Annotated in this window: 22 protein-coding genes; 8 read left to right on the forward strand and 14 right to left on the reverse strand. The window is 65.1% G+C overall.

What is annotated here, in order from left to right:
• Window positions 1–75: 75 nt before the first annotated feature.
• The 7 genes from V6M50_RS00525 (at window position 76) to V6M50_RS00555 (ending at window position 6,633) form a co-directional block, all read left to right on the forward strand.
• Entirely contained in the window at window positions 76–1,284 is a 1,209-nt protein-coding gene (locus V6M50_RS00525) for a hydrolase (protein ID WP_332816572.1), read from the forward strand.
• Window positions 1,281–2,282, forward strand: a complete 1,002-nt coding sequence (locus tag V6M50_RS00530; protein WP_332816573.1) for an arginine N-succinyltransferase — start codon at window positions 1,281–1,283, stop codon at window positions 2,280–2,282. Before V6M50_RS00525 ends, V6M50_RS00530 begins: the two co-directional genes overlap by 4 nt.
• A 143-nt stretch (window positions 2,283–2,425) precedes the next feature.
• A complete protein-coding gene (locus V6M50_RS00535; protein ID WP_332816574.1) occupies window positions 2,426–3,676 on the forward strand; it encodes an N-succinylarginine dihydrolase in 1,251 nt (416 codons plus the stop codon).
• Window positions 3,677–3,679: 3 nt separating this feature from the next.
• Window positions 3,680–4,351 (forward strand): spermidine synthase, encoded by a 672-nt coding sequence (locus V6M50_RS00540; protein WP_332816575.1) that lies wholly within the window; start codon window positions 3,680–3,682, stop codon window positions 4,349–4,351.
• Window positions 4,352–4,780: 429 nt separating this feature from the next.
• Window positions 4,781–5,344: a septal ring lytic transglycosylase RlpA family protein gene (locus tag V6M50_RS00545; RefSeq protein WP_332816576.1), complete on the forward strand. Its 564-nt coding sequence runs from the start codon at window positions 4,781–4,783 to the stop codon at window positions 5,342–5,344.
• 218 nt (window positions 5,345–5,562) lie between these two features.
• Complete coding sequence (locus tag V6M50_RS00550) at window positions 5,563–5,817, forward strand: hypothetical protein (protein ID WP_332816685.1); 255 nt, start codon at window positions 5,563–5,565, stop codon at window positions 5,815–5,817.
• Window positions 5,818–5,862: 45 nt separating this feature from the next.
• Entirely contained in the window at window positions 5,863–6,633 is a 771-nt protein-coding gene (locus V6M50_RS00555; protein WP_332816577.1) for an alpha/beta fold hydrolase, read from the forward strand.
• On the opposite strand, the gene V6M50_RS00560 is transcribed toward V6M50_RS00555, so the two are convergent.
• The 3 genes from V6M50_RS00560 to V6M50_RS00570 form a co-directional block, all read right to left on the reverse strand.
• Window positions 6,569–7,627, reverse strand: a complete 1,059-nt coding sequence (locus V6M50_RS00560) for an alpha/beta fold hydrolase (RefSeq protein ID WP_332816578.1) — start codon at window positions 7,625–7,627, stop codon at window positions 6,569–6,571. The genes V6M50_RS00555 and V6M50_RS00560 overlap by 65 nt on opposite strands.
• Before the next feature lie 60 nt (window positions 7,628–7,687).
• Window positions 7,688–9,358: an MFS transporter gene (locus V6M50_RS00565; protein WP_332816579.1), complete on the reverse strand. Its 1,671-nt coding sequence runs from the start codon at window positions 9,356–9,358 to the stop codon at window positions 7,688–7,690.
• Window positions 9,359–9,508: 150 nt separating this feature from the next.
• Window positions 9,509–10,891 carry a DEAD/DEAH box helicase gene (locus V6M50_RS00570; protein ID WP_332816580.1) on the reverse strand — a complete coding sequence of 461 codons (1,383 nt, stop codon included), beginning with the start codon at window positions 10,889–10,891 and terminating at the stop codon, window positions 9,509–9,511.
• A gap of 382 nt (window positions 10,892–11,273) precedes the next feature.
• Here V6M50_RS00570 and V6M50_RS00575 point away from each other — a divergent pair, with 382 nt between their 5' ends.
• The gene (locus tag V6M50_RS00575) at window positions 11,274–12,749 is read left to right on the forward strand and encodes a glycerol kinase (RefSeq protein ID WP_332816581.1); all 1,476 of its coding nucleotides are present in this window, start codon (window positions 11,274–11,276) and stop codon (window positions 12,747–12,749) included.
• A 34-nt stretch (window positions 12,750–12,783) separates the two neighbouring features.
• On the opposite strand, the gene rpmE is transcribed toward V6M50_RS00575, so the two are convergent.
• The 11 genes from rpmE to tsf all read right to left on the reverse strand — a co-directional run bounded on the left by rpmE (window position 12,784) and on the right by tsf (window position 23,306).
• Window positions 12,784–13,011, reverse strand: coding sequence for a 50S ribosomal protein L31 (rpmE, locus tag V6M50_RS00580; protein WP_332816582.1), 228 nt, complete (start codon window positions 13,009–13,011; stop codon window positions 12,784–12,786).
• A gap of 213 nt (window positions 13,012–13,224) precedes the next feature.
• Entirely contained in the window at window positions 13,225–13,704 is a 480-nt protein-coding gene (gene fabZ, locus V6M50_RS00585) for a 3-hydroxyacyl-ACP dehydratase FabZ (protein WP_332816583.1), read from the reverse strand.
• A 4-nt stretch (window positions 13,705–13,708) separates the two neighbouring features.
• Window positions 13,709–14,401 (reverse strand): OmpH family outer membrane protein, encoded by a 693-nt coding sequence (locus tag V6M50_RS00590; protein WP_332816584.1) that lies wholly within the window; start codon window positions 14,399–14,401, stop codon window positions 13,709–13,711.
• Entirely contained in the window at window positions 14,401–17,079 is a 2,679-nt protein-coding gene (gene bamA / locus V6M50_RS00595; RefSeq protein ID WP_332816686.1) for an outer membrane protein assembly factor BamA, read from the reverse strand. The genes V6M50_RS00590 and bamA overlap by 1 nt, the downstream gene beginning before the upstream one ends.
• A 72-nt stretch (window positions 17,080–17,151) precedes the next feature.
• A complete protein-coding gene (gene rseP, locus V6M50_RS00600; RefSeq protein WP_332816687.1) occupies window positions 17,152–18,285 on the reverse strand; it encodes an RIP metalloprotease RseP in 1,134 nt (377 codons plus the stop codon).
• Entirely contained in the window at window positions 18,278–19,441 is a 1,164-nt protein-coding gene (locus V6M50_RS00605) for a 1-deoxy-D-xylulose-5-phosphate reductoisomerase (RefSeq protein ID WP_332816585.1), read from the reverse strand. Before V6M50_RS00605 ends, rseP begins: the two co-directional genes overlap by 8 nt.
• A gap of 1 nt (window position 19,442) precedes the next feature.
• On the reverse strand, window positions 19,443–20,120 hold the full coding sequence (locus V6M50_RS00610) for a phosphatidate cytidylyltransferase (protein WP_332816586.1): 678 nt from the start codon (window positions 20,118–20,120) through the stop codon (window positions 19,443–19,445).
• A 3-nt stretch (window positions 20,121–20,123) separates the two neighbouring features.
• Window positions 20,124–20,810, reverse strand: a complete 687-nt coding sequence (uppS, locus tag V6M50_RS00615) for a polyprenyl diphosphate synthase (protein ID WP_332816587.1) — start codon at window positions 20,808–20,810, stop codon at window positions 20,124–20,126.
• A 153-nt stretch (window positions 20,811–20,963) separates the two neighbouring features.
• Window positions 20,964–21,518: a ribosome recycling factor gene (frr, locus tag V6M50_RS00620; protein ID WP_332816588.1), complete on the reverse strand. Its 555-nt coding sequence runs from the start codon at window positions 21,516–21,518 to the stop codon at window positions 20,964–20,966.
• 14 nt (window positions 21,519–21,532) lie between these two features.
• The gene (pyrH, locus tag V6M50_RS00625) at window positions 21,533–22,264 is read right to left on the reverse strand and encodes a UMP kinase (RefSeq protein WP_332816589.1); all 732 of its coding nucleotides are present in this window, start codon (window positions 22,262–22,264) and stop codon (window positions 21,533–21,535) included.
• Between the two features lie 115 nt (window positions 22,265–22,379).
• The gene (gene tsf / locus V6M50_RS00630) at window positions 22,380–23,306 is read right to left on the reverse strand and encodes a translation elongation factor Ts (RefSeq protein WP_332816590.1); all 927 of its coding nucleotides are present in this window, start codon (window positions 23,304–23,306) and stop codon (window positions 22,380–22,382) included.
• Window positions 23,307–23,439: the final 133 nt, after the last annotated feature.

Here is a 23,439-nt window from a genome sequence, read left to right on the forward strand (position 1 = left end):
GTGACTTACGGTATCGCTACGACAAAATGCCGGGCGGGGGTGCAAAAGCCGTTCGCCGCTCGCTATAGCCGCGAGATGACCACCCTCTCGGCCACCGAAAATGCTGTCCTCGATCGCGCCGCCGATGCACCGATGCTGGCGCAGGTCGAACAATGGGCCGCGGTAAACAGCGGCACGGGCAATCTGGCGGGGCTCAAGACAGTCGCGGGCCTGCTCGCCGACGCCTTTTCCGCGCTGCCGGGCGAGGTGCGCCTCGTCGCGCCCGACCCGGTCGAGAGCGTCGACAGCACCGGCGCCATCAACGCCATCCAGCGCGGCGACCACCTGCACCTGCGCGTGCGGCCCGAGGCGCCGGTGCAATTGCTGCTCACCGGGCATATGGACACGGTGTTCGCCGCCGACCATCCGTTCCAGAGCTTGAAATGGCTGGAAGACGGCGTGCTCAACGGTCCCGGCACCGCCGATATGAAAGCGGGCATTTCGGTGATCCTCGCGGCGCTCACGGCGCTCGAGGCGTCACCGCTCGCGAGCCGCGTCGGTTATGACGTGATGATCAACAGCGACGAGGAAACCGGCAGCCAGGCGTCGGCCGCGCTCATCGCCGAACTTGCCAGGGGCAAGACCGCCGCGCTGACCTATGAACCCGCCCTTCCCGACGGGACGCTTGCGGGGGCAAGGCCGGGAAGCGGCAACTTCAGCATCATCATCCACGGCCGCGCCGCACACGCCGGGCGCAATCCGCAAGAGGGGCGCAATGCGCTGCTCGCCGCCGCCGATCTTGCGCTGCGGTTGAATGCACTTAAATCATTGGAATTAAAGGTTAATCCTGCAAAGATCGACGGCGGCGGGCCGAACAATATCGTCCCCGATCAGGCGATCCTGCGCGTCAACATGCGCCCCTCGACCCCCGAAGCGATGGCCGCCGCCGAAGTCGCGCTACGTGACACTTTAGCCAACATCCAGCGCGAGCATGATGTGCATTGCCACGTCCACGGCGGCTTCAACCGCCCGCCCAAGCCGCTCAACCCGGCCGCGACGCGCCTGTTCGAGCTGGTTCGCGACTGCGGCGCCGCGCTCGGCCTCAAAATCGGCTGGAACGCCACCGGCGGGGTTTGCGACGGCAACAATATCGCGGCGTGCGGGATTCCCGTCGTCGACACGATGGGCCCGCGCGGGGGCGCGATCCATTCGTCGGACGAATTTCTGATTACCGACAGCCTGCCCGAACGGGCGCAATTGTCGGCACTCACCATGATAAGAATAGCGGAACGGGGGACTGTGTGAATTATGTGATCCGGGCGGCCAAGCCGGGCGATTTGCAAAGCATTTATGAGATGGCGAAACTGACGGGCGGCGGCTTCACCAACCTGCCCCCCGACCGGCAGGCGCTGCGCGCCAAGCTCGAGCGCGCCGAAGCCTCGTTCGCGAGCGACAAGGAATATCCGTCGGACGAGCTCTACCTGCTCGTGCTCGAAGACATGGACAGCGGCGAAGTGCGCGGGACGTGCCAGATTTTCGGGCAGGTCGGCCAGCGCTGGCCCTTCTACTCCTATCGCATCGGCACCGACAGCAAGCATAGCGAACAGCTGGACCGCACCTTCCACGCGCAGGTGCTGATGCTGAGCAACGACCTCAACGGCGCGAGCGAGGTCGGCGGGCTGTTCCTGCATCCCGCGGCGCGCGCCGGCGGGCTCGGGCTGCTGCTCGCACGCTCGCGCTACCTGTTCATTGCCCGCCACCGCGCGCGCTTCGGCGACCGCATCCTTGCCGAGCTGCGCGGCGTGATCGACGAGGCGGGCGGCTCGCCCTTCTGGGATGGGGTCGCGGGCAAATTCTTCGGGATGAGCTTCCAGGAAGCCGACCAGTTCAATGCGGTCCACGGCAACCAGTTCATCGCCGACCTGATGCCCAAACATCCCGTCTATATCGCGATGCTGGGCGAGCATGCGCGCAGCGTGATCGGTGTCCCGCACCCCAGCGGGCGCGCCGCGATGCGCATGCTGGAGAATGAGAATTTCGCGTTTGAAAATTATGTCGACATCTTCGACGGCGGCCCGACGATGACCGCGCGCACCGACCAGGTGGCGAGCATATCGGGCGCGAAGCATGCCGAAATTTCGGCAATCGCCGAAAAGGGCGAGGATGCGCTGGTTGCGACCGGGCGGCTCGCCGAATTCCGCTGCTGTTTCGGCAAGGTCGGCGACGGGGCGACGCTTGACGGCGAGGCGGCGAAGCTGCTCGGGGTGAACGCAGGCGACGAGATCAGCTGGATCGGGCGGTAGCACGCACGCCCCTTCTCCGTTCGTGCTGAGCTTGTCGAAGCACTGTCCTTCTCTCTTTCACTGCTGAAAGAAAGAAGGACAGTGCTTCGACAAGCTCAGGGCAAACGGTTTTTGGATTGAACGGACTGGAACGAAAGTCACCTATGCTGACCGAAATCAATTTCGACGGGATCATCGGCCCGAGCCACAATTATGCGGGCCTCAGCCGCGGCAATATCGCGTCGGCGTCGAACGCCGGCGACGTGTCGCAGCCGCGCGCCGCGGCACTGCAGGGCCTCGAGAAGATGCGCCACAACCTGGCGCTCGGCCTGCCGCAGGGCTTTTTCATGCCGCTCGATCGCCCCGACGCGCCGTGGCTCGAAACGCTCGGCACGACACTGGAAGATGCCGAGGGGCATTTGCGCGCGCAGGCCTGGTCGGCGTCGTCGATGTGGGCGGCCAACGCCGCGACCGTCTCTCCCGCCCCCGACAGCGCCGACGGCAAATGCCATCTGACCGTCGCCAACCTCGTCACCATGCCGCACCGCAGCCACGAATGGCCGGGGACGCTGGCGCAGCTTCGCCTCGCCTTCGCCGATCCCGCCTTCGCGGTGCACGCGCCGGTCCCGGCGCCCTTCGGCGACGAGGGCGCGGCGAACCATATGCGATTGTGCAGCGGCCATGACGCAGCGGGTGTTGAAATCTTCGTCTATGGCGTCGGCGGCGGGCGCTTCCCGGCGCGCCAGCATCTCGACGCGTCGAAAGCGATCGCGCGGCACCACCGGCTTGACCCGCAGCGCACCTTGTTCATCCGCCAGTCGGACAGCGCGATCCAGGGCGGCGCGTTCCACAACGACGTCGTCGCGGTCGCGAACGAGCATGTGCTCTTCACGCACGAGACCGCGTTCGAGGATCGCGAGGCGGCGCATGCCGAGATCCGCGCGGCGTTTCCTGCGGTCGAGATCGTCGAGGTGCCCGCAAGCGCGGTGAGCCTGCCCGACGCGATCAAATCCTATCTGTTCAACGCCCAGCTCGTCAGTCTGCCCGACGGCGGCGGCATGGGGCTTGTCGTGCCGACCGAAGCGCAAGCCACTCCTGCGGTGTGGCAGTGGCTGGAGGCGCATGTCGCGGGCAACGGCCCGATCCGGCGGCTGCTTCCCGTCAACGTCCGTCAGTCGATGGCGAACGGCGGCGGCCCCGCGTGCCTGCGGCTGCGCGTTGTCGCCGATCCCGCCACGATCGATCCGCGCTTCATCGCCGACGCGGCGAAGCTCGACCGGATCGCCGAGGTGCTGGCGGCGCACTGGCCCGAGACGATCGCCCCCGGCGACCTCGCATCGGCGGCGCTCGCCACCGACGTGCGCAAGGCGCGCGCGGCGCTGCTGGAAGCGCTCGATTTGACCGAACTGGCCTGAACAGTGAAAATGCGCGAGCTGATCGACACGGCAGAGGTACCCGGCGGCGAGGAACTGCGCCTGTTCCGACGCGGGGATGATTTCATCATCGCGATCGGCGGCAATGAATTGATGAACAGCCGGATGAGCGGGTCCGAGGAAGCGCTGGCCACGATGACGTGCGACCGGTTGCGCAGCCCGGGCGCAGCGCATCTGCTGATCGGCGGCTATGGAATGGGCTTTACCTTGCGCGCGGCGCTGGCGAAGCTTGGGCCCGACGCGAAAATCACCGTCGCCGAGCTTGTCCCCGCAATCCTCGATTGGGCGCGCGGACCGATGGCGGAGCTTGCGGCGGGCTGCCTCGACGATCCGCGCGTCGAGCTGGTCATCGGCGACGTGGCAACGACGATCGCGGCAGCAACCCGCCGCTATGACGCGATCCTGCTCGACGTCGACAATGGTCCCGACGGGCTGACACACCCGTCGAACGACCGGCTCTACTCGCCCGGGGGGCTCGCGGTGGCAAAGGCCGCGCTGCGGCCCGGGGGCATTTTGGCAATATGGTCGGCGGCGCCGGACGCGCGCTTCGCGCGCCGATTGACGGCATCGGGCTTCAAGGTCGAAGAGGTCGGCGTCCGCGCGCGATCCAACGGCAAGGGTCCGCGGCACGTCATCTGGTTTGCGCGATCGGGGTAGAGGGCCCATGTTGCCGCGGATGACGGCTCCCGACCGGAAGCTGCCATCATTCTCCCCTCCCGCAAGCGGGAGGGGATCCTTTGTCCGCTTTCCATCCCAAAGCAGGCGTCGCCTTCTAATAAGCCTTTCCTACATTATCCGGCTATGCCAGCCTTCACCCGGCTCTTTCATTTGGTGGATAAAGCGGTCGCTGCCTGGCTTGCCGGTGCGACCACGGCAGGGCGCGCCGGGCGCGTCCAGCACGCCGCGAGGTCCAAATCGGGGCGCGCATAGGGCTGAACTTTACTGAACTTTGGAATATTACGCAGCCCTGGCGCCGACCGGATCCCGGATCCAACCCGGGATGACGAAAGAAGGCCATGGCGGTTCACCACCCCAAAGCCGACGTGGGGACTTTATCCGGGCATGCTCCGCCTCTACGGTCGTTCCATGCAGAAAAGTTCGATATGCCGATTGACGGGCGCGGCACTGGTGGTTCTCACACTCCCCGCCTGTGCCGGGGGCAATTTCCGGCCCGTGGCCGACGCGCCGGTCCGGATCGGTCCGGCCTATTCGATCCGCGGCACGACCTATGTGCCCGCCGCCGCCCCGGCCTATGATGCGGTGGGATATGCCAGCTGGTACGGGAACGAGTCGGGGAACCGGACCGCCAATGGCGAGCAGTTTCGTCCCGGCTGGATCACCGCGGCGCACACCACCCTTCCCCTGCCGACCTATGTCGAGGTGACCGCGCTCGATACCGGGCGGCGGGTCATCGTGCGGGTCAACGATCGCGGGCCGTTCGCGCTCGGCCGGATCATCGACCTGTCGCGCGGCGCCGCCGAAGAGCTGGGCATCAAGGCGCAGGGCCACGCCGCGGTACGCGTGCGCCGCGTCGAGCCGTCGGAGAAAGACCGCAAGCGCCTTCGCAAGGGCAAGCCAGCCGCCGCGCTGGACCCCGTGCCGGCGCGCGAACTGCAACAGCTCCGGATGCAGCTTTCGGCGGGGCGGTAGGTATGAGGTGGCGTCTCCCACCATCGTCATGCCGGACTTGATCCGGCATTCATAACCATCCGTTGCCTGGACCCCGGATCAAGTCCGGGGTGACGAAAGAGTGGGAAAGCAATCCCACCCTTCCCTCATCTGTCGGATTAACTTACAGTTTACCATAAGTCCGGCGCGCCAAGTCCCGCTTTTGCGCCAGTGGCACAGCTCTTGCTGGATAGATGGTGATGCTGAAAAAAATCGGACGCCTGTTCGTCATCAAGACCCGCCTCGAGGCGTGCCTCATCATTTATGCGCTCGCCGTCGGCGCGATGGCGCGCGGCGCCGCCTATCTGCACGAATATCCGGGGGTTGGCGGCAAGCTGTTGCTGCTCGCGTGCACCGGGTCGGTGTTTCTGGCGGGCGCAAAGATTTTCGATTGTTTGCGGTTTGAGCAAGCGGCCGCCAATCGACAGGCAATTAATAGGGACTGTCCTATTTAATTGCCGACCTTTCGCGTGTCATCGAAACATGCGAAGGCAGCCGCCATGAGCAGGATCAGCGGCCGGCCGGCCATCAGTACCGAGCATGTTTATGGTCTATCGCTGCGTGTCGCGCGCTGGCGCGAAGGGTCCGGGGACACGCCTTTGCTGTTCCTGAACGGCATTGGCGCCGATATGGCGGCCGCAGCGCCGCTGCTCGCGCAAATGCACGGGCGCGAGGTCTGGACGCTCGACATGCCCGGCGTCGGCGGCTCGCCCGACGCGCTGCTTCCTTACGCTGCGCCGACGATCGCGGCGGTGGTGATGGAGATCGCCGACCGCTTCGGCCACAAGCTGGTCGACCTGGCCGGGTTCAGCTGGGGCGGCGCGCTGGCGCAGCAGATCGCGATCCAGTTTCCGGGCCGCGTTCGCAGCCTCGTGCTGATGGCAACGACCCCCGTCATGGGGGCGCCGGGAATCGGTTGGGCGGCGCTGTTCGATGACGATATGCTGGCGAGCGGGCTCAAGATCCAGACCGCGACGCCGCTTGGCATCGCTTACCAGACCGCCGCGATGGCGGGGTGGACCAGCATGGGTTTCTTGCCCGGGCTGAAGAGCCTCCCGACGCTGGTACTGATGGGCGAACAGGATGGCGTCATGCCGGCCTGCTATGGCCAGATGCTCGCCGATCAGATCGACGGCGCGCTACTGGAGGTGGTGCCGGGATCGCACCTCTTCCCCTTCACCCATGCCGCCGCCGTTTCGGCGCGGCTCAGCGCGTTTCTGGACCAGTCGGCGCCAGATATTTCGGGGACGGCGCAACAAGCCGCCGCTTGAGAAAGTCGGCGATCGCCGCCGCGGTCGCATCGGGCGCTTCCTCCATCGGCAAATGGCCGATCTTGTCGAGCAGCACGACTTCGGATCCGGCGATCCGTTCGTGGAAGGTCTGCGCCGCGCTGGCGTTGATCAGCCGGTCCTTCTGGCCGAACAGGATCAGGGTCGGCGTCTTGATCTCGCCGACACGCGCCGCCATCGCGGGTTCGCGGTCCATCCGCGCGCGCAGCACCGTCGCTTCCCGATTGCCGGGAAAGCGAAGCAATTCCCAATAACGGTCGATCATCGCGTCATCGACTATTCCCTGTTTCGCGACCGACCCGCGTAGCGATTCTTCGACCAGCGAGCGCGGCGTGATCTGCGTCGCGAGCCAGCGCCCGAACGGATATTCGAGGACACGAAAACCGATGTTCGACGGCGGCGCCTTCTCCCCCTTGCGCAGCGGCATGCCCGCGGCGTCGAGGAGTAGCAGCGCGTCGACGCGGTCGGGGCGGGCAAGCGCATAGCGCCAGCTGACCCAGCCGCCCATCGAATTGCCGCCGAGGACGAAATGGTCGAGTCCGAGCTTGGCCGCGACGACGTCGACCGCCGCCATCATGCCTGCGGCCGAATAGTCGGTGTCGGGAGTCGCGCCGGTCAGCCCATGGCCCGGCAGGTCGAGGGTGACGATGCGATAGGTGCCGCCGAGCCGCTGCACCAGCGGTTCCCAGGTGTGGAGGCTGCTGTTCGCGCCGTGGATCAGGATGATCGCGGGACCATCGCGTTTGCCCTGGTCGCGGTAATGGACGCGCTGGCCCGCGGGGCCGGCGACGAAGGTCGCGTTCGGCCCGCCATATTTGGCGATCATTTCGTCGCGGTCGGTGTCCGAGGTACGGAGCAGCAGAAAGGCGGCAAGGATTGCAGCGATAAGCCCGAGCGGGATCAGCACCCGCTTGCGCCGGAACAGCGGTCGCCGCGGCGGCAACGGTTCGAAATCGTCGTCGTCGATATTGGCCATCTCACCCCACCTTTTGTCCGCTGCAACCCTAGTGCGCGGACCTTTTTCGTCAATGCCGGGCTATTCGTGGATCTTGCGCCGGAAGGTTTCGGGCAGGAACAGGAGGCCGACAATGAGGGTGATCACAGCCACAGTGACCGGATACCAGAGGCCATAATAGATATTGCCCGTCGCCGCGACCATCGCGAACGCCGTCGTCGGCAGGAAACCGCCGAACCAGCCGTTGCCGATATGATAGGGCAGCGACATCGCGGTGTAGCGGATGTGGCTGGGGAAGAGCTCGACGAGCAGCGCCGCGATCGGGCCGTAGACCATCGTCACGAGCAGGACGAGGTAGAAGAGGATCGCGACGACGAGCGGCTTGTTCATCGCCGCAAGATCGGCCTTGGCCGGATAGCCCGCGTCGGCAGTCGCGGCCGCGAGCTCCTTTCGGAAAGCCTCGGCAGCCGCGGCGCGATCTTCCTCGGCAAGCCGCCAGGGTTCGGGCGCGACCAGCACGCGATTGCCGATCCACACGTCGGCGGCTTCGCCGGTGCGGCGCGGGCGGGTGACGCTCGTGTAGCTGACGCCCGCCTTGGCGAGCGCCGATTTGGCGATGTCGCAGCCGGTGCTTTCGAATTTCTCCTTGCCCACCGGATCGAACTGGAAGGCACAGGCGCCGGGATCGGCATTGACCGTCACCGCCGCGCTTGCCTGCGCCTTCGCCATCGCCGGATTGGCCGCTGTCGTCAGCATATGGAACGCGGGGAAATAGGTCAGCGCCGCGAGCGCGCAGCCCGCGAGGATGATCGGCTTGCGCCCGATCTTGTCGCTGAGCCAGCCGAAAAAGATGAAGAAGGGCGTGCCGAGCGCGAGTGCGATGGCGATCAATATGTTCGCGGTCGCGCCGTCGACCTTCAGCGTCTTTTCGAGGAAGAAGAGCGCATAGAATTGCCCGGCGTACCAGACAACCGCCTGTCCCGCGACCGCGCCGAAGAGCGCGACGATCACCCATTTGAGGTTCGCCCAGCGCCCGAACGCCTCGGTCAGCGGCGCCTTCGAGGTCGTGCCCTCTTCCTTCATCTGCTTGAAGACCGGGCTTTCCTCGAGCTGGAGGCGAATCCACAGCGACACGCCCAGCAGGATCACCGAGATGAGGAAGGGGATGCGCCAGCCCCAGTCGGCGAACGCCGCCTCTCCGATCGCCGATCGGATGACGATGACGACGCCCAGCGCCGCGAACAGGCCGAGCGTCGCCGTGGTCTGGATGAAGCTGGTGAAGAGGCCGCGCTTTCCCTCGGGCGCATGTTCGGCGACATAGGTCGCAGCGCCACCATATTCGCCGCCGAGCGCAAGGCCCTGGACAAGGCGCAGGAAGACGAGGAGGATCGGTGCCGCGACGCCGATCGACGCATAGCTGGGCAGGACGCCGACGAGGAAGGTCGAGAGGCCCATGAGGCCCATGGTGACGAGGAAGGTGTTCTTGCGCCCGACGAGATCGCCGATGCGCCCGAACACGAGCGCGCCGAACGGCCTTACCGCAAAACCCGCGGCAAAGGCCGCGAGCGCGAAGATGAAGCCGGTGGTTTCGTTGACGCCCGAAAAGAATTGCGCCGAGATGATCGTCGCGAGCAGGCCGTAGAGGTAGAAATCATACCATTCGAAGACCGTGCCGAGCGAGGACGCGAGGATGACCTTGCGTTCGCTCTGCCGGCTATCGATCGGTGCTACCTCTGCTTCGCCGTCCGCCATCAACCGCTCCCCTTATATAGGAAGCGGCCCAATCAACATCCGCTCGCCCTGAGCCTGTCGAAGGGCCGTTCTTCCTTTGCATGATGCCTAAGGAAAGGACGGTGCTTCGACAAGCTCAGCACGAGCGTAATGAGAGATTTGTTTAGCGCGTCAACCGACGCGCTTCACCGCGCCCTTGTGCGCGCCGACGCTTTTGTTGCGCGGGCGGAAGCGGCGCTTGCGCTGGCCCTCGGCGCCTTCGCCGGCTGCTGCGCCATCACGGCGCGGACCGCGTTCGCCGCGCGGCTGACCGCCATCGCGCTGACGGTGCGCGTCTTGACGCTGGCGATTGGGGTCGCGGCCCTGGCTGCCGGTGTCGCGGGGGCCCGCAACGGGCTTGGGCAGGTTGCGCACCATCTCGTTGAAATTCTCGGGCAGCGGCATCGGTTCGGACTTGCTCCGCGTGACGCGTTCGATGTCCTTCATGTACGGACGCTCATCGGGGGCGATGAAGCTGATCGCCTTGCCCTCGGCGCCGGCGCGCGCGGTGCGGCCGATGCGGTGGACATATTGTTCGGGCACGTTCGGGATCTCGAAGTTGATGACATGGCTGACGCCCGACACGTCGATGCCGCGCGCGGCAATGTCGGTCGCGACGAGCAGCTTGATGTCGCCCGAGCGGAACGCCTGCAGCGCGTGGGTGCGCTGCGACTGGCTCTTGTTGCCATGGATCGCCATCGCCTTGATGTTCGCGCCCGCAAGGTGGCGCACGACGCGGTCGGCGCCATGCTTGGTACGGGTGAAGATCAGCGCGCGGTCGATGTCTTCGCTGGCGACCACCGAGTGAAGCAACGCCTGCTTTTCCTTCTGTTCGACGAAGGTCGCGAACTGGCGGATTTTTTCGACCGTCGTTGCCTGCGGCGTGACCGACACGGTGACCGGATCGTTGAGGAACTGCTCGGCCAAACCAGCGATTTCCTTCGGCATCGTCGCCGAGAAGAACAGGTTCTGGCGGCGCGACGGCAGCAGCTTGGCGACGCGGCGCAGCGAGTGGATGAAGCCCATGTCCATCATCTGGTCGGCTTCGTCGAGGACGAAGATTTCGACATCGTCGAGGCGCAGTGCGCGCTGGTCGATGAGGTCGAGCAGGCGGCCCGGGGTCGCGACGAGGATGTCGACGCCGCCCGAGAGGTCGCGGATTTGCTTGTTGATGGGCACGCCGCCGAACACGGTCGTGACGCTGAGCTTGGTAAAGCGGCCATAGTCGCGGCAGCTCTGCGCGATCTGCGCAGCGAGCTCGCGCGTCGGCGCGAGGACGAGCATCCGACAGCCGCGCGGGGTCGAGCGATGCGGATAGGTCAGAAGGTGATGGATCGAGGGCAGCGAGAAACCGGCGGTCTTGCCGGTGCCGGTCTGCGCGATACCGCACAGGTCGCGGCCCTTCATCAGCGGCGGGATCGCCTGCATCTGGATCGGGGTCGGGACGGTATAATCCTTGGCGGCAAGCGCGCGATTGATGTCGGCGTGCAGGCCAAAGTCGTTAAAAGTCGTCATAAAATACTCACAATGAGCGACGCGCAGGCGCATCCGTTCGGATCGAACGGACGGCGCACGGGCCGCGGGTTCGAAACGACCCGCGTGAAAGGGTGCCTCTGGGGACAAAGCGCTGGTCCGGCTCGTCCCGCGCCTGATTTGGACGGGAAAATCACGCTGCCGGTGGTTACGGCGGGTGACCCCGCCATGCTGCGCTGCACAACATATGGCATGGGTTGCGCGGGATTGCAAGATTATTGCGTGACGTTCGTTAGCGCGCTCCCCAATCCGTTCGTCCTGAGCTTGTCGAAGGGCTGTTCTTTCTTCATCACTAGGGGAAAGAAGAACGGTGCTTCGACAACCCCGGGTCAAGTCCGGGGACGAACGAATGAGGGGTAGCGCTTTGACCGAAAAGATCATCGTCATCGACGAGGGAACCACCTCGACCCGCACGATGCTTTTTGCCGCCGACGGCACCCCGCTGGGTAGCGCGCAGCGCGAATTCCGGCAGCATTACCCCGGCCCCGGGCTCGTCGAGCACGATGCCGCCGAAATCTGGACCGCCACCCTCGCCTGCACCCGCGCGATGATCGCGAAGGCGGGCGGGCCCGACCGGATCGCCGCGATCGGCATCACCAACCAGCGCGAGACTGTCGTATTCTGGGACCGCACGACGGGCGAACCGCTGGCGCCGGCGATCGTGTGGCAGGACCGCCGCACCGCCGCCGATTGCGCGGCGCTGAAAGAAGCGGGGCATGAGGAAGCGGTGCAGGCAAAAAGCGGCCTGCTGCTCGATCCCTATTTTTCGGGAAGCAAGATCGGCTGGGCGCTCAAGAACTGGCCGCAGCTCAAGGACGCGGGCGAGCGGCTCGCGGTCGGGACGATCGAATCCTACCTGGTCTTTCGCCTGACCGGCGGCGTGCATATCACCGACGCGACCAACGCATCGCGCACCTTGCTGATGGACATCAACGGCGCGGGCGGCTGGAACGCGGACCTGTGCGAACTGCTCGGCGTGCCGATGACCCTGCTGCCCGAGATCACCGGATGCACCACCCGCGTCGGCACGACCGTTCCGGCGCTGTTCGGCGGCGCGATCCCGATCTGCGGCATAGCGGGCGACCAGCAGGCGGCGACGATCGGGCAGGCGTGCCTGTCGCCGGGGCAGACCAAAGCGACCTTCGGCACCGGCGCCTTCATCCTCTCGGCGAGCGGCACCACGCGCCCGCATTCGACGAACCGCCTGCTCGCGACCGTGCTGGTGCAGGAAGGCGATGTTCGCAGCTATGCGCTCGAGGGATCGGTGTTCGTCGCGGGTAGCCTGATCAAATGGCTGCGCGACGGGCTCGGTCTGCTCGCCAATGCGGGCGAGAGCGAGGGGCTGGCGCGGTCGGTAGCCGACAATGGCGGGGTCTATCTGGTCCCTGCCCTCACCGGGCTCGGCGCACCGCATTGGCGGCCCGATGCGCTCGCGGCGCTATCGGGCCTGAGCTTCGCGAGCACCAAGGCGCATGTCGCACGCGCGGCCCTGGAAGCGCAAGCCTATCAGGCGCACGACCTCAAATCGGCCTTTGCCGCCGATGGTGTCGATTGGGCCGATTTGCGGATCGATGGGGGCATGGCCGCGAACGACTGGATGGCGCAGGACCTGGCCGACATGCTGGACCTGACCGTCGAGCGGCCCGATTTCGTCGAGAGCACCGCGCTCGGCGCGGCGATGCTCGCGGCGACCGGCGCAGGGCTCTATGCCGACCTCGCAAGCGCCGCCAAGGCGATGCGCGGCACCGCAACGCGCTTCACGCCCGCGCTGGACACCGACAAACGCAAAACGCGCCTCGCCGGATGGCAAAGCGCGCTCGCAAAGGTTCTGGGCTCTTAAGCCCCTCTTCTTCAGAGGAGGGGCTTGTTCAGGGTTAGCGCTTGAGCGTCAGCCCACCGAAACGCTTGTTGAACTTCGCGACCTGGCCGCCCGCGTCGAGCATCCGCCCGTGGCCGCCGGTCCATGCCGGATGCGCGGTGGGGTCGATTTCGAGCGTCATCGTGTCGCCCTCTTTGCCCCAGGTCGAGCGCGTCTGATATTCGGTGCCATCGGTCATCTTGACCGTGATCATGTGATAAGCGGGGTGAATGTCTTTTTTCATCTCTTAAGCTCCTGTGCCGCTGGTTACCGACCAGCAGCCGAGTCTGTGCTTTCCCCGCTGTGGGGCTCGCGAAGCGGTGGCCCCTAACGGCGAATCGTGGAAAATGCAACACCCCTCACCTCGTCATCCCGGACTTGATCCGGGATCCATGCCGGCGCTGAAGTCGTGGACCCAGGATCAAGTCCGGGGTGACGATGGAAGGAGTGGTCGCTTCTAGTCGCTCGGCGGGTCGGCGATCATCGCGGTGAACTGGCATTCAGTCGCCAGTTGATCGCCCAGCATCGCGCGGCCTTCGAACTTGCAGATATTCCGCTTTGCCTGAAGGATCGTGACGTGGAGATCGAGCAAAACGCCCGGTTCCACAGGCTTGCGGAACTTCACCCCGTCGATGCCCATGAAATAAACGAGCTTGCCCGAACCACCGAGACCGAGCGATTCAATCGCAAGGATGCCCCCGGCCTGCGCCAGCGCCTCGACGATGAGGACGCCGGGCATGATCGGCCGGCCGGGGAAATGCCCCTGAAAAAAGGGCTCGTTCATCGTCACCGCCTTGACCGCGTGGATCGAGGTGTCCTTCACCATCGATTCCACCCGGTCGACGAGCAGCATCGGATAACGATGCGGCAACAGCGTCAGAATCCGGCGAATATCCACCGGACCCAACGCCCCGCCCGACTTTTCCCCTTCCGTCATCGATTTAGCGGGTCGTCGGCGGGGTGCCCGTCGGTGCCGGGGTCGCCGGCTTCGGGGTACCCTGCGCCGCGCGCGCCTGATCCATCAGCTGCTGGTTGCGCTGCTGGACGAGCTGGCCCGGCTGGTAACCCGCGGGCACCGCGGTCGACACGTTGGGCAGGATGCGATTGAGTTCGGCGACGACCGCGTCGGTGATGTCGACGTTATTCTCACGCGCCATCACCGCGTCGGGGTTGAGCAGCACGTCGATCTTCCTCGCGGTCATCGCCGCCTTGATCGCCTCGTTCATGCGAACGCTGATCTGATCCTCGACATAAGCGATGGCGAGATCGACGGGCGCGCCGATCTGGCCCAGTTCGGTCTGCGCGGCCTGGCGCTTGTCCTGGACGGCCTTGGCCGCGGCCTGCAGCGCGGCCTGGTTCGCCGGCGTCTTCTTCGCCTCTTCGTTATATTTGGCGATCAGGACGTTGATTTCGGCCTGCAGCGTCTGGCCGCGCGACTGCTGCTGATCGATCTGTGCCTTGTAGGTGGTTTCGATCTGCGTCGACGCGGTCTGGAAAGCGTTCGAACGGGCGGCGGCGACGCGAACGTCGGCAACGCCGACACCCTTTGCCTGCGCGAAAGCCGGAGCCGACAGGATGGGCGAAACCGTCAGCGTGGCAATCGCCAGCGCCGAAGCGACTAGAATTTTCTTCATCAGAATTGGGTTCCTACGTTGAATGAGAAGCGTTTGGTATCATCGCCCTCTTCTTTGCGAAGGGCGTAAGCGAAGTCGATCCGGAAGGGACCGAACGGAGAGTTCCAGTTGACCCCGGCGCCGATCGAAACGCGCGGCATCCACGTGTCGCCGAAGAAGCGTTCCTCGAACGGCGCCAGCGGCGAGAATCCGGTTCCGCAGGTCGTGTACTGCCCCGTGCCGGTGACGACGCCGGTCGTCGCGTCGGTTGACGTGGTTTCGGTGGCAAAGACCTGTTGCCCGGTGGTGGCGTTCCGGCACAGATATTTGGTCAGATTGTCGGTCGGATCCTTAAAGTTCGCGAGCGTAGTCAACGTCGGGCGCTTCACGCTGAACACCGAGCCGATATCGACGAAGATCGACGGCCGCAGCCCCAATTCCTTCGCTCCGGTGCCGAGCGGAATATCGAGCTCGATCCGGCCCTGGTAATAGGCGCGGCCGCCGAGCGCATCGTCGATCTGCCCGCGATCGTTGGTCGTGGTATCGAGGATCGGGTTCGCGGGATCGGTGAGGTCGACGCTGCCATAACGGATGACGCGCGGCCCGATGCCGCGGATGTCGAAGCCGCGCATCTGCGGTTCGCCAAGGAAGAAGCGGTCGGTCAGGCGAACCTTGTCACTCGTCGGCGTCGGCGCGTTGCCGAAGGGATAGATATAACCGCCCTCGGCCGAGATGTTCAGGATGAAGCGGCTGCCGAGGTTGAAATGCTTCGACGCGTTGGCGCGCGTGCGAACATATTTGACGCTGCCGCCGAGGCCGGCGAAATCCTGGCTGAGCGACGCCGACTGGCCGCGCGTCGGGCGCAGGCGGTTGTCGCGGTCGTCATAGGCCAGCGTATAGCCGATCAGCGACGTCGTCCGCGTGCCGATCGCGTCGCACAGGTAGCGGCCGGCGACGAGCGGGTCGCAATCATTGCCGAAATAATAGATCGACTTGTCGAGCGTCACATCGTCATAGTTCAGGCTGTAGCGCCCGAAGAAGGACAGGAATTCGGTCAGCGGCACGCCGGCGTTAAGCTGGAAACCCGTCGTCACCTGCTGGAACGTCGTCCGGCGGTCGTTGTTGATGAAGTTGAACGAGTTCAAGTCGCGGCGATAGACGCTGCCGCCGACCGAGATATTGCGGTCGAACAAATAGGGTTCGGTGAAGCCGAGTTCGATCGACTTCGAATAGCTCGAATAGTTGACCGACGCTTGCAACTGCTGGCCGAGGCCGCGGAAGTTGCGCTGGCGGATCGACGCCTGGAGCAGGAAATTCTCGATCGACGAGAAACCCGCCGACAGCGACAGTTCGCCGGTCGGCTTTTCCTCGACATTGGTTTCGAGGATGATGCGGTCGGGGGCGCTGCCTTCCTTGCGCTCGATCTCCAGATTTTCCTGGAAATAACCGAGGCTGTTGATGCGGTTCTCGGTGCGCTTGATGCCGAAGCTGTTGAAGGCGTCGCCCTCGTTCAGTCGGAACTCGCGGCGCACGACCTTGTCGTGGGTCAGCGTGTTGCCGTTGACGTCGATCCGCTCGACATAGGTCCGCGGGCTTTCGGCGACGTTGAACGTAATCGCCATCGTGCGGGTTTCGGGGTCGCGGCGGAATTCGGGGTTGATGTCGGCAAAGGCATAGCCGAACAGGCCGGCGGTCTCGCTGAGGCTTTCGACCGTATCCTCGACGAGCTTGGCGTCATACCAGTCGTCCTTCTTCATCGGCAGCAGTTTTTGCAGCATTTCGGGCTGGAAATCGCGCAGCTCGCTCTTCACGTCGATGTTGCCGAACTTGTAGCGTTCGCCCTCCTCGACGACATAGGTGATGATGAAGTCCTGCTTGTTGCTGGTCAGTTCCGCCACCGCCGAGATGACGCGGAAATCAGCATAGCCGTTCGCGAGGTAGAAGAGGCGCAGCTTCTGCTGGTCATAGGCGAGGCGGTCGGGGTCGTAGCTGGTGTTCGACGACAGGATCGTCAGCAGGCCCGACTCCTTGGTCGCCATCTCGTCCTTGAGGTCGCCGTCGCCAAATTTCTCGTTGCCGATGATATTGATCTGGCGAACCTTCGATTTCGGTCCCTCGTTGATTTCGAACACGACATCGACGCGGTTCTGGTCGAGCGACACCATCTTCGGCTCGACGGTCGCCGCGAAGCGGCCCTGGCGCTTGTAGAGTTCGATGATGCGCGCGACGTCGGCGCGGACTTTCGAGCGGGTGAATATCTGGCGCGGCGCAAGTTTTATCTCGGGCCGGATCTTGTCTTCCTTGAGGCGCTTATTACCTTCCAGGATAACGCGGTTGATCACCGGGTTCTCGGTGACCTGGATCGTCAGCGCACCGGCATTGTCGGTGATCTGGAAATCCTTGAACAGCTCGGTCGCGGCGAGGTCCTTCAGCGCCTGGTCGAGGATCGAGCGATCGTAGGCCTGGCCGACGCGCAGGCGCAGGTACGACAGGATCGTCTGCGCCTCGAGCCGCTGGTTGCCGACGACCGTGATCGACTGGATGGTCGTCGCGGTCGGGACCGCTTCGGGAGCGGGAGCGGGAACGACCGGCGGCGCAACGTCCTGCGCCATCACCGGCGCCCCGAGCATCGTTCCTGCCATAAGGAGGGCCGACAGCTGTGTCCGCGCCGAGAATTTGTGTGAAGCCACGCTGTTCATCCCGAAAAAATAACTCAAAAGCGTCCAACCCCCATTGTCAGCGGTCAGCGCGCACTCCCTGCCCCAGACTCGCTAGCCAATCAAGCGCGCGATCCCGTCCCACAGGCCCAATGAGCCCAAATCGTTGAAAGTTACGACCAGCATCAGCGTGACCACGGCCGCGAAGCCGAATCGGAACGCCCATTCCTGCACCTGCAGCGGCGCGGGGCGCCGGCGGACCGCTTCATAGGCGTAGAATAGCAAATGACCACCATCGAGCATGGGCAATGGCAAGAGGTTGATGAACCCCAGATTGATGGAAATCAGCGCGATGAAGAATATGAGCGACGCCACCCCCAGCGTGGCCGCCTGCCCCGAAATCTCGGCGATCTTGACCGGGCCGTTCATGTCCTTGATCGAACGGCGGCCGGTAAGGAACTGGCCGAGCACCTCGCCTGTCTGGCGGACGATCTGCCAGGTCTGGTGAAGCCCGACCGCGGGCGCTTCGAGTAATGATACCGGCTGCAATTGCACCGGCGGCGGCGCGAGACCGATGATCGCGCGTTCAAACTCCTTGCCGAACGGATCTTTCGCTTTGACCAACCGCGGGGTCAGCTCGACCATGCGTGCGCTTTCGCCGCGCGCGACGCGCACCTGCATCGCCTCGCCCGGGCGATGCGCGACAGCCATCGAAATATCGCCGAATACCGAAATCGGCCGGCCGTCGATCGCGACGATCCGGTCGCCGGTGCGCAGTCCCGCGGCAGCAGCGGCCGATCCCGCCTCGATCCCGCCCGCGACCGGCGGCGTCACCGGCTTGCCCCCCGCCCACGCGAAGCCGGCGAGGATCAGGATGGCGAACAGGAAATTGGTGACCGGCCCCGCGGCGACGATCAGCGACCGCTTCCACACCGGTTGCGCCGGGAAGGTGTGCGACTTTTGCTCGGCGGGCAGTTGCTGCCAAGTCGCGTCAGGCTGGCTGACCGCGTCGCGATCGCCCGCGAACTGGACATAGCCGCCGAGCGGAAGCCAGCCGATCTTCCATTCGGTGCCACGCTTGTCGGTCCAACCGAGGATCTTGCGGCCGAAGCCGATCGAGAAGGTATCGGCCTTCACCCCGCACCAGCGGCCGACAATATAGTGGCCATATTCGTGCACGAACACGAGCGGCCCGAGCACGAGCAGGAAGGCAAGCACGGTAAAGGCGAAACCGGGTGACTCAAGCATGTTCATATTGGTCCACAAAGCGTTGGGCAGCCGCGCGGGATGCGGCATCGACGCTGAATATGTCCTGAAGCGATGAGGGCGCTGTGGGTTCCGCGGCATCGATCACGCGGCGCACCGTATCGACGATCGCGGGGAAGGATATGCGGCCGGCGAGGAAGGCGGCGACCGCCACCTCGTTCGCAGCGTTGAGCTGCGCCGGGCGCGCGCCGCCCTCGGCAATCGCGGCGCGGCAGAGCGCGGTCGCGGGGAAACGCACCTCGTCGGGTGCTTCGAAATCGAGCCGCGCGATGGTGGCGAGGTCGAGCGGGGCGCACGGCGTCGCCATCCGCTGCGGCCAGGCGAGCGCGCTCGCAATCGGGATACGCATGTCGGGCGAACCGAGCTGCGCCAGCGTCGAGCAGTCGATATATTCGACGAGGCTGTGGATCACCGATTGCGGGTGGACAAGGATTTCGATGCGGTCGAGCCCGACAGGAAAAAGATGATGCGCCTCAATGAGTTCGAGGCCCTTGTTCATCATCGTTGCCGAATCGACGCTGATCTTGGCCCCCATCGACCAATTGGGATGCGCGACCGCCTGCGCCGGGGTGACGCGCGCCATGTCGGCGGCGCTCATGGTGCGGAACGGCCCGCCGCTGGCGGTCAGGATTATGCGGCGCACCTGATCGATCCGGCCGCCAGCGAGGCACTGAAAAATGGCGTTATGCTCGCTGTCGACGGGCAGCAGCGTCGTACCCGACGCCCGTGCGGCGGCGGTCATCAGCTCGCCCGCCGAAACGAGCGCCTCCTTGTTGGCAAGCGCCACGTCATGCCCCGCCTCGAGCGCCGCCATCGTCGGCGCAAGGCCCGCGGTGCCGACGATCGCCGCCATCACAAGGTCGGTTGGCTGCCGGGCGACTGCAACCAGCGCCTCAGCGCCCGCCGCAGTTTCTATGCCGGTGCCGGTGAGCGCATCTTTCAGCGCGCCGTAGAGCGTCTCGTCAGCGATCACGGCGATGTCGGGACGGAATTCCTTTGCGAGCTTCGCCAGTTCGGCGACATCGCTGTTCGCCGTCAGCACGCCGACACGCCAAGCCTCGCCATCACGGCGGACGAGATCGAGGGTCGATTGCCCCACCGATCCCGTGGCCCCGAAAAGCGAGAGGGCGCGGGTCATGTCAGCTCACCGCCCGTATGGTTATCTGCCCGGCAAACGCGAGCGCGCCGAGAAGCAGCGCAACCGGCAGCACACCGTCGACACGGTCGAACAGGCCGCCGTGGCCGGGGATGAGCTTGCCCGAATCCTTGACCCCCGCGCGGCGCTTCATCCAGCTTTGCGCGAGGTCGCCGAGCTGCGCGAGCAGCCCCATGAACAGGCCGATCCACAACGGCACGCCGACGATGCCCGCGCGGTCGCCGATCGTCGCGCTGGCGATCAGCGCGGCGACCATGCCGCCGACCAGTCCCGACCATGTCTTCGACGGGCTGATCTTCGGCGCAAGCCGCGCGCCGCCAAAGGCGCGGCCGGCGAAATAAGCGCCGATGTCGGTCGCCCAGACCATGCCGAAGACCCAGAGCGCGGCGGTGACGCCGAGATGATCGCGAATGAACCACAGCCCCGCCATCGCGCCGAGGATGAGGATCGGTCCGAGCGCGGTCAGCGCGGCTTTCGCGCCGCCGCCGATCGCCATCGCGCGGACCAGTGCGAGCCATTCGACGATGACGAGCGCACCGCCGACCAGCAGCAACAGGCCGAAAGCGAGGCCGCCGAACCACAGCGCGGTGCCCGCAATCGCGAACAGCACGATCGCCGACCCAACCCGCACCCACAGATCCGATTTACCCGCCGTCGCCATGCCCTAGAGTCCCCCGTAACGGCGATCGCGCCGTGCAAAATGATCGAGCGCCGCCTTCAGATCGGCCGGTTTGAAATCGGGCCACAAAATGTCGGTGAAATAGAGTTCGGCATAGGCCGACTGCCACAGCAGGAAGTTCGACAGCCGCACTTCGCCCGATGTGCGGATGAGCAGGTCGAGCGGCGGCATGTCGGCGGTGTCGAGATGCGCCGCGATCGCATCCTCGGTGATCGCACCTTGTGCGGCGGCGGCGGTGGCGGCGCGGACCAGTTCGTCCTGCGCACCATAGTTCAGCGCGACCGCCAGCGTCGTGCGCTTGTTGCCTGCGGTGCGCTCGAGCGCATTCTCGATCAGCCCCACGACATCGGGCGCGAGCGCGCGCCAATTGCCGATGACCTTGAGCTTCACGTCGTTCGAGGCGAATTCGTCGAGATCGCTCAGGATGAAGCGCTTCATCAGCCCCATCAGGTCGCTGACTTCTTCCTCGGGCCGCTTCCAGTTTTCGGACGAAAAGGCGTAAAGTGTCATCGCCTCGATCCCGAGGTCGCCCGCGGCGCGGACGATGGTCCGCACCGCCTCGACCCCGGCTTTGTGACCGGCGACGCGGGGCAGCAGGCGCTTTTTGGCCCAGCGGCCATTGCCATCCATGATGATAGCGACATGGCGCGCGCCGTGGTGGCTATTGGACACGGGATAAACCTAAAAATCCGCTCGCCCTGAGCTTGTCGAAGCCTGTCCTGAGCGACTGACAAGTCAGTCGAAGGGGGCCGTTCTTTCTTGAAGAAAAGGACGGGGCTTCGACAGGCTCAGCCCGAACGGCTGAGAGGAATGCGCCGGACAGCACTAGCCCAGGATTTCCTTTTCCTTGGCGGTCGCCGCGGCATCGAGTTCGGCGATCGTCGCGTCGGTCAGCTTCTGCACCTCGGTTTCGTGGCGCTTGCGCTCGTCCTCGCTGATTTCCTTCTTGTTCTCGTCGGCCTTCAGATTGTCCATGCCGTCGCGGCGGACGTTGCGCACCGCGATGCGCGCCTTTTCGGCATATTGGCCCGCGAGCTTCGACAGCTCCTTGCGACGTTCCTGGGTCATTTCGGGGATCGGCAGGCGGAGAAGCTGGCCATCGACGATCGGGTTGAGGCCAAGCCCGGCCGAGCGGATCGCCTTGTCGACGGGGCCGACGTTCGATTTGTCCCACACCTGCACCGTCAGCATCCGCGGTTCGGGGGCGCTGACCGAGGCGACCTGGTTGAGCGGCATATGCGCACCATAGACCTCGACCGTCACGGGATCGAGCAGTGCGGTATGCGCGCGGCCGGTGCGGAGGCCGGAGAGGTCGCTCTTCAGCGCTTCGACCGCGCCGTGCATGCGGCGTTCGAGGTCGGCCTTGTCATATTTCGCCATTTGTCTTTCCTCTCTTATGCGTGCCCGGCGGCGTCGCTGACGACAGTCGAGACACCCTCGCCCGCCAGCACGCGCGCCAGATTGCCGGGTTCGCGGATGTTGAACACGACGATCGGAATATGGTTGTCGCGGCACAGCGCCACCGCGCTGGCGTCCATCACCTTCAGATTGTCGGCGAGCACGCGGTCGTAGCTGAGCGTTTCGTAGCGAACCGCCGACTTATCCTTCTTCGGATCGGCATTATAGACGCCGTCGACGCTGGTGCCCTTGAGCAGCGCATCGCACTTCATCTCGGCCGCGCGGAGCGCCGCACCGCTGTCGGTCGTGAAATAGGGCGCGCCGACACCGGCGGCGAAGATCACGACGCGGCCCTTTTCCATATGGCGTTCGGCGCGGCGGCGGATGACGGGTTCGCACACCTTGTCCATCTCGATCGCCGACTGGACGCGCGTTTCGACGCCGAGCTGTTCGAGCGCATTCTGCATCGCGAGCGCGTTCATCACGGTGGCGAGCATGCCCATATAGTCGGCCTGCGCGCGGTCCATGCCCTTGGCGGCGCCCGCCATGCCGCGGAAGATGTTGCCCCCGCCGATGACGAGGCAGATCTCGAGCCCGCGATTCTTGGCTTCCTTGACCTCGGCGGCCATACTCGCGACCGTTTCGGGGTCGATGCCAAAGGCGCTCGAGCCCATCAGCGCCTCGCCCGACAGTTTCAGCAAAATTCGTTTCATGCCGGGCAGAGCCATGATCGGGGGAACCTCATGTGATCGATGAATAAGCGAATGGCGCGCACCCTAGTCAGAGTACGCGCCATTGCCAAGCGGACTGCCGCGCCCGTGGCGCGCCAATCCCGCGCTTCTTTTAGACGCCGGCGACCGCCGCGACTTCCGCCGCAAAGTCGCTTTCTTCCTTCTCGATGCCTTCGCCGAGCTGGAAGCGGACGAAGCTCTTGAGCGTGATCGTCGCGCCGACATCCTTGCCGGCGGCAGCGACGACTTCGGCGACCGGGGTCTTGCCGTCCATCACGAACAGCTGCGACAGCAGCGCGTTTTCCTTGCGGAACTTCGCGATCGCGCCATCGACCATCTTGCCGACGATTTCGGCGGGCTTGCCCGACTGGGCGGCCTTTTCCTCGGCGATCGCACGCTCGCGCGCGACCATGTCGGCGTCGAGATCGTCGCCGTTCAGCGCCAGCGGGTTGGCGGCGGCGACGTGCATCGCCAGCTGCTTGCCGAGCGGTTCGAGAACGTCGGCACCGGCGGTCGATTCGAGCGCGATCAGCACGCCGATCTTGCCCATGCCCGCAGCGGCGGCGTTATGGACATAACCCGTGACGACGCCCGAGTTGACCGAGACGATCGCCGAACGGCGCAACGACTGGTTCTCACCGATCGTCGCGATATTCTGCGTCAGCGCTTCGGCGACGGTGCCGCCGGCCGGATAGGCCGACGCACCCAGCGCGTCGATGTCGGCGATGTTGCCGGCGAGCGCGACCTGCGTCACGTCGCGGACGAAGCCCTGGAACTGCTCGTTCTTGGCAACGAAGTCGGTTTCGCTGTTCACTTCGACCATCGCGCCGCGGTTGCCGTCGGTGGCGACGCCAACGAGGCCTTCGGCGGCAACGCGGCCGGCTTTCTTGGCGGCGGCGGCGAGACCCTTGGTGCGCAGCCAGTCGATCGACGCTTCGATGTCGCCGCCATTTTCGGCGAGCGCCTTTTTGCAATCCATCATGCCTGCGCCCGTGCGGTCGCGCAGTTCCTTGACGAGAGCGGCCGTAATTTCAGCCATGGGTGATCCTTTCCAATGTGGAGCAATCCGTGAAACGGGACTGCTGCGCCGCACGCGTGGCGGCGCGATAAGTCAAAACGATGACCGAGGGCGGCGGCTGCCGTTCGCAGCACGCCGCCCCGTCATTCAGGCG

Origin of the sequence: Sphingopyxis sp., from assembly GCF_036675685.1 — a bacterium.
Lineage (GTDB): Bacteria > Pseudomonadota > Alphaproteobacteria > Sphingomonadales > Sphingomonadaceae > Sphingopyxis.

Bases quoted from the DNA above. Each gene is read 5' to 3' on its own strand.
- V6M50_RS00525 (WP_332816572.1), top strand. From the start codon at position 76: ATGACCACCCTCTCGGCCACCGAAAATGCTGTCCTCGATCGCGCCGCC.
- V6M50_RS00610 (WP_332816586.1), bottom strand. From the start codon at position 20,120: ATGGCGACGGCGGGTAAATCGGATCTGTGGGTGCGGGTTGGGTCGGCG.
- fabZ (WP_332816583.1), bottom strand. From the start codon at position 13,704: ATGACGGAAGGGGAAAAGTCGGGCGGGGCGTTGGGTCCGGTGGATATT.
- V6M50_RS00570 (WP_332816580.1), bottom strand. From the start codon at position 10,891: ATGACGACTTTTAACGACTTTGGCCTGCACGCCGACATCAATCGCGCG.
- V6M50_RS00560 (WP_332816578.1), bottom strand. From the start codon at position 7,627: ATGGCCAATATCGACGACGACGATTTCGAACCGTTGCCGCCGCGGCGA.
- rseP (WP_332816687.1), bottom strand. From the start codon at position 18,285: ATGCTTGAGTCACCCGGTTTCGCCTTTACCGTGCTTGCCTTCCTGCTC.
- pyrH (WP_332816589.1), bottom strand. From the start codon at position 22,264: ATGGCTCTGCCCGGCATGAAACGAATTTTGCTGAAACTGTCGGGCGAG.
- V6M50_RS00555 (WP_332816577.1), top strand. From the start codon at position 5,863: ATGAGCAGGATCAGCGGCCGGCCGGCCATCAGTACCGAGCATGTTTAT.
- V6M50_RS00590 (WP_332816584.1), bottom strand. From the start codon at position 14,401: ATGAAGAAAATTCTAGTCGCTTCGGCGCTGGCGATTGCCACGCTGACG.
- bamA (WP_332816686.1), bottom strand. From the start codon at position 17,079: ATGAACAGCGTGGCTTCACACAAATTCTCGGCGCGGACACAGCTGTCG.
- V6M50_RS00605 (WP_332816585.1), bottom strand. From the start codon at position 19,441: ATGACCCGCGCCCTCTCGCTTTTCGGGGCCACGGGATCGGTGGGGCAA.
- V6M50_RS00545 (WP_332816576.1), top strand. From the start codon at position 4,781: ATGCAGAAAAGTTCGATATGCCGATTGACGGGCGCGGCACTGGTGGTT.
- V6M50_RS00550 (WP_332816685.1), top strand. From the start codon at position 5,563: ATGCTGAAAAAAATCGGACGCCTGTTCGTCATCAAGACCCGCCTCGAG.
- V6M50_RS00535 (WP_332816574.1), top strand. From the start codon at position 2,426: ATGCTGACCGAAATCAATTTCGACGGGATCATCGGCCCGAGCCACAAT.
- frr (WP_332816588.1), bottom strand. From the start codon at position 21,518: ATGGCGAAATATGACAAGGCCGACCTCGAACGCCGCATGCACGGCGCG.
- rpmE (WP_332816582.1), bottom strand. From the start codon at position 13,011: ATGAAAAAAGACATTCACCCCGCTTATCACATGATCACGGTCAAGATG.
- V6M50_RS00565 (WP_332816579.1), bottom strand. From the start codon at position 9,358: ATGGCGGACGGCGAAGCAGAGGTAGCACCGATCGATAGCCGGCAGAGC.
- tsf (WP_332816590.1), bottom strand. From the start codon at position 23,306: ATGGCTGAAATTACGGCCGCTCTCGTCAAGGAACTGCGCGACCGCACG.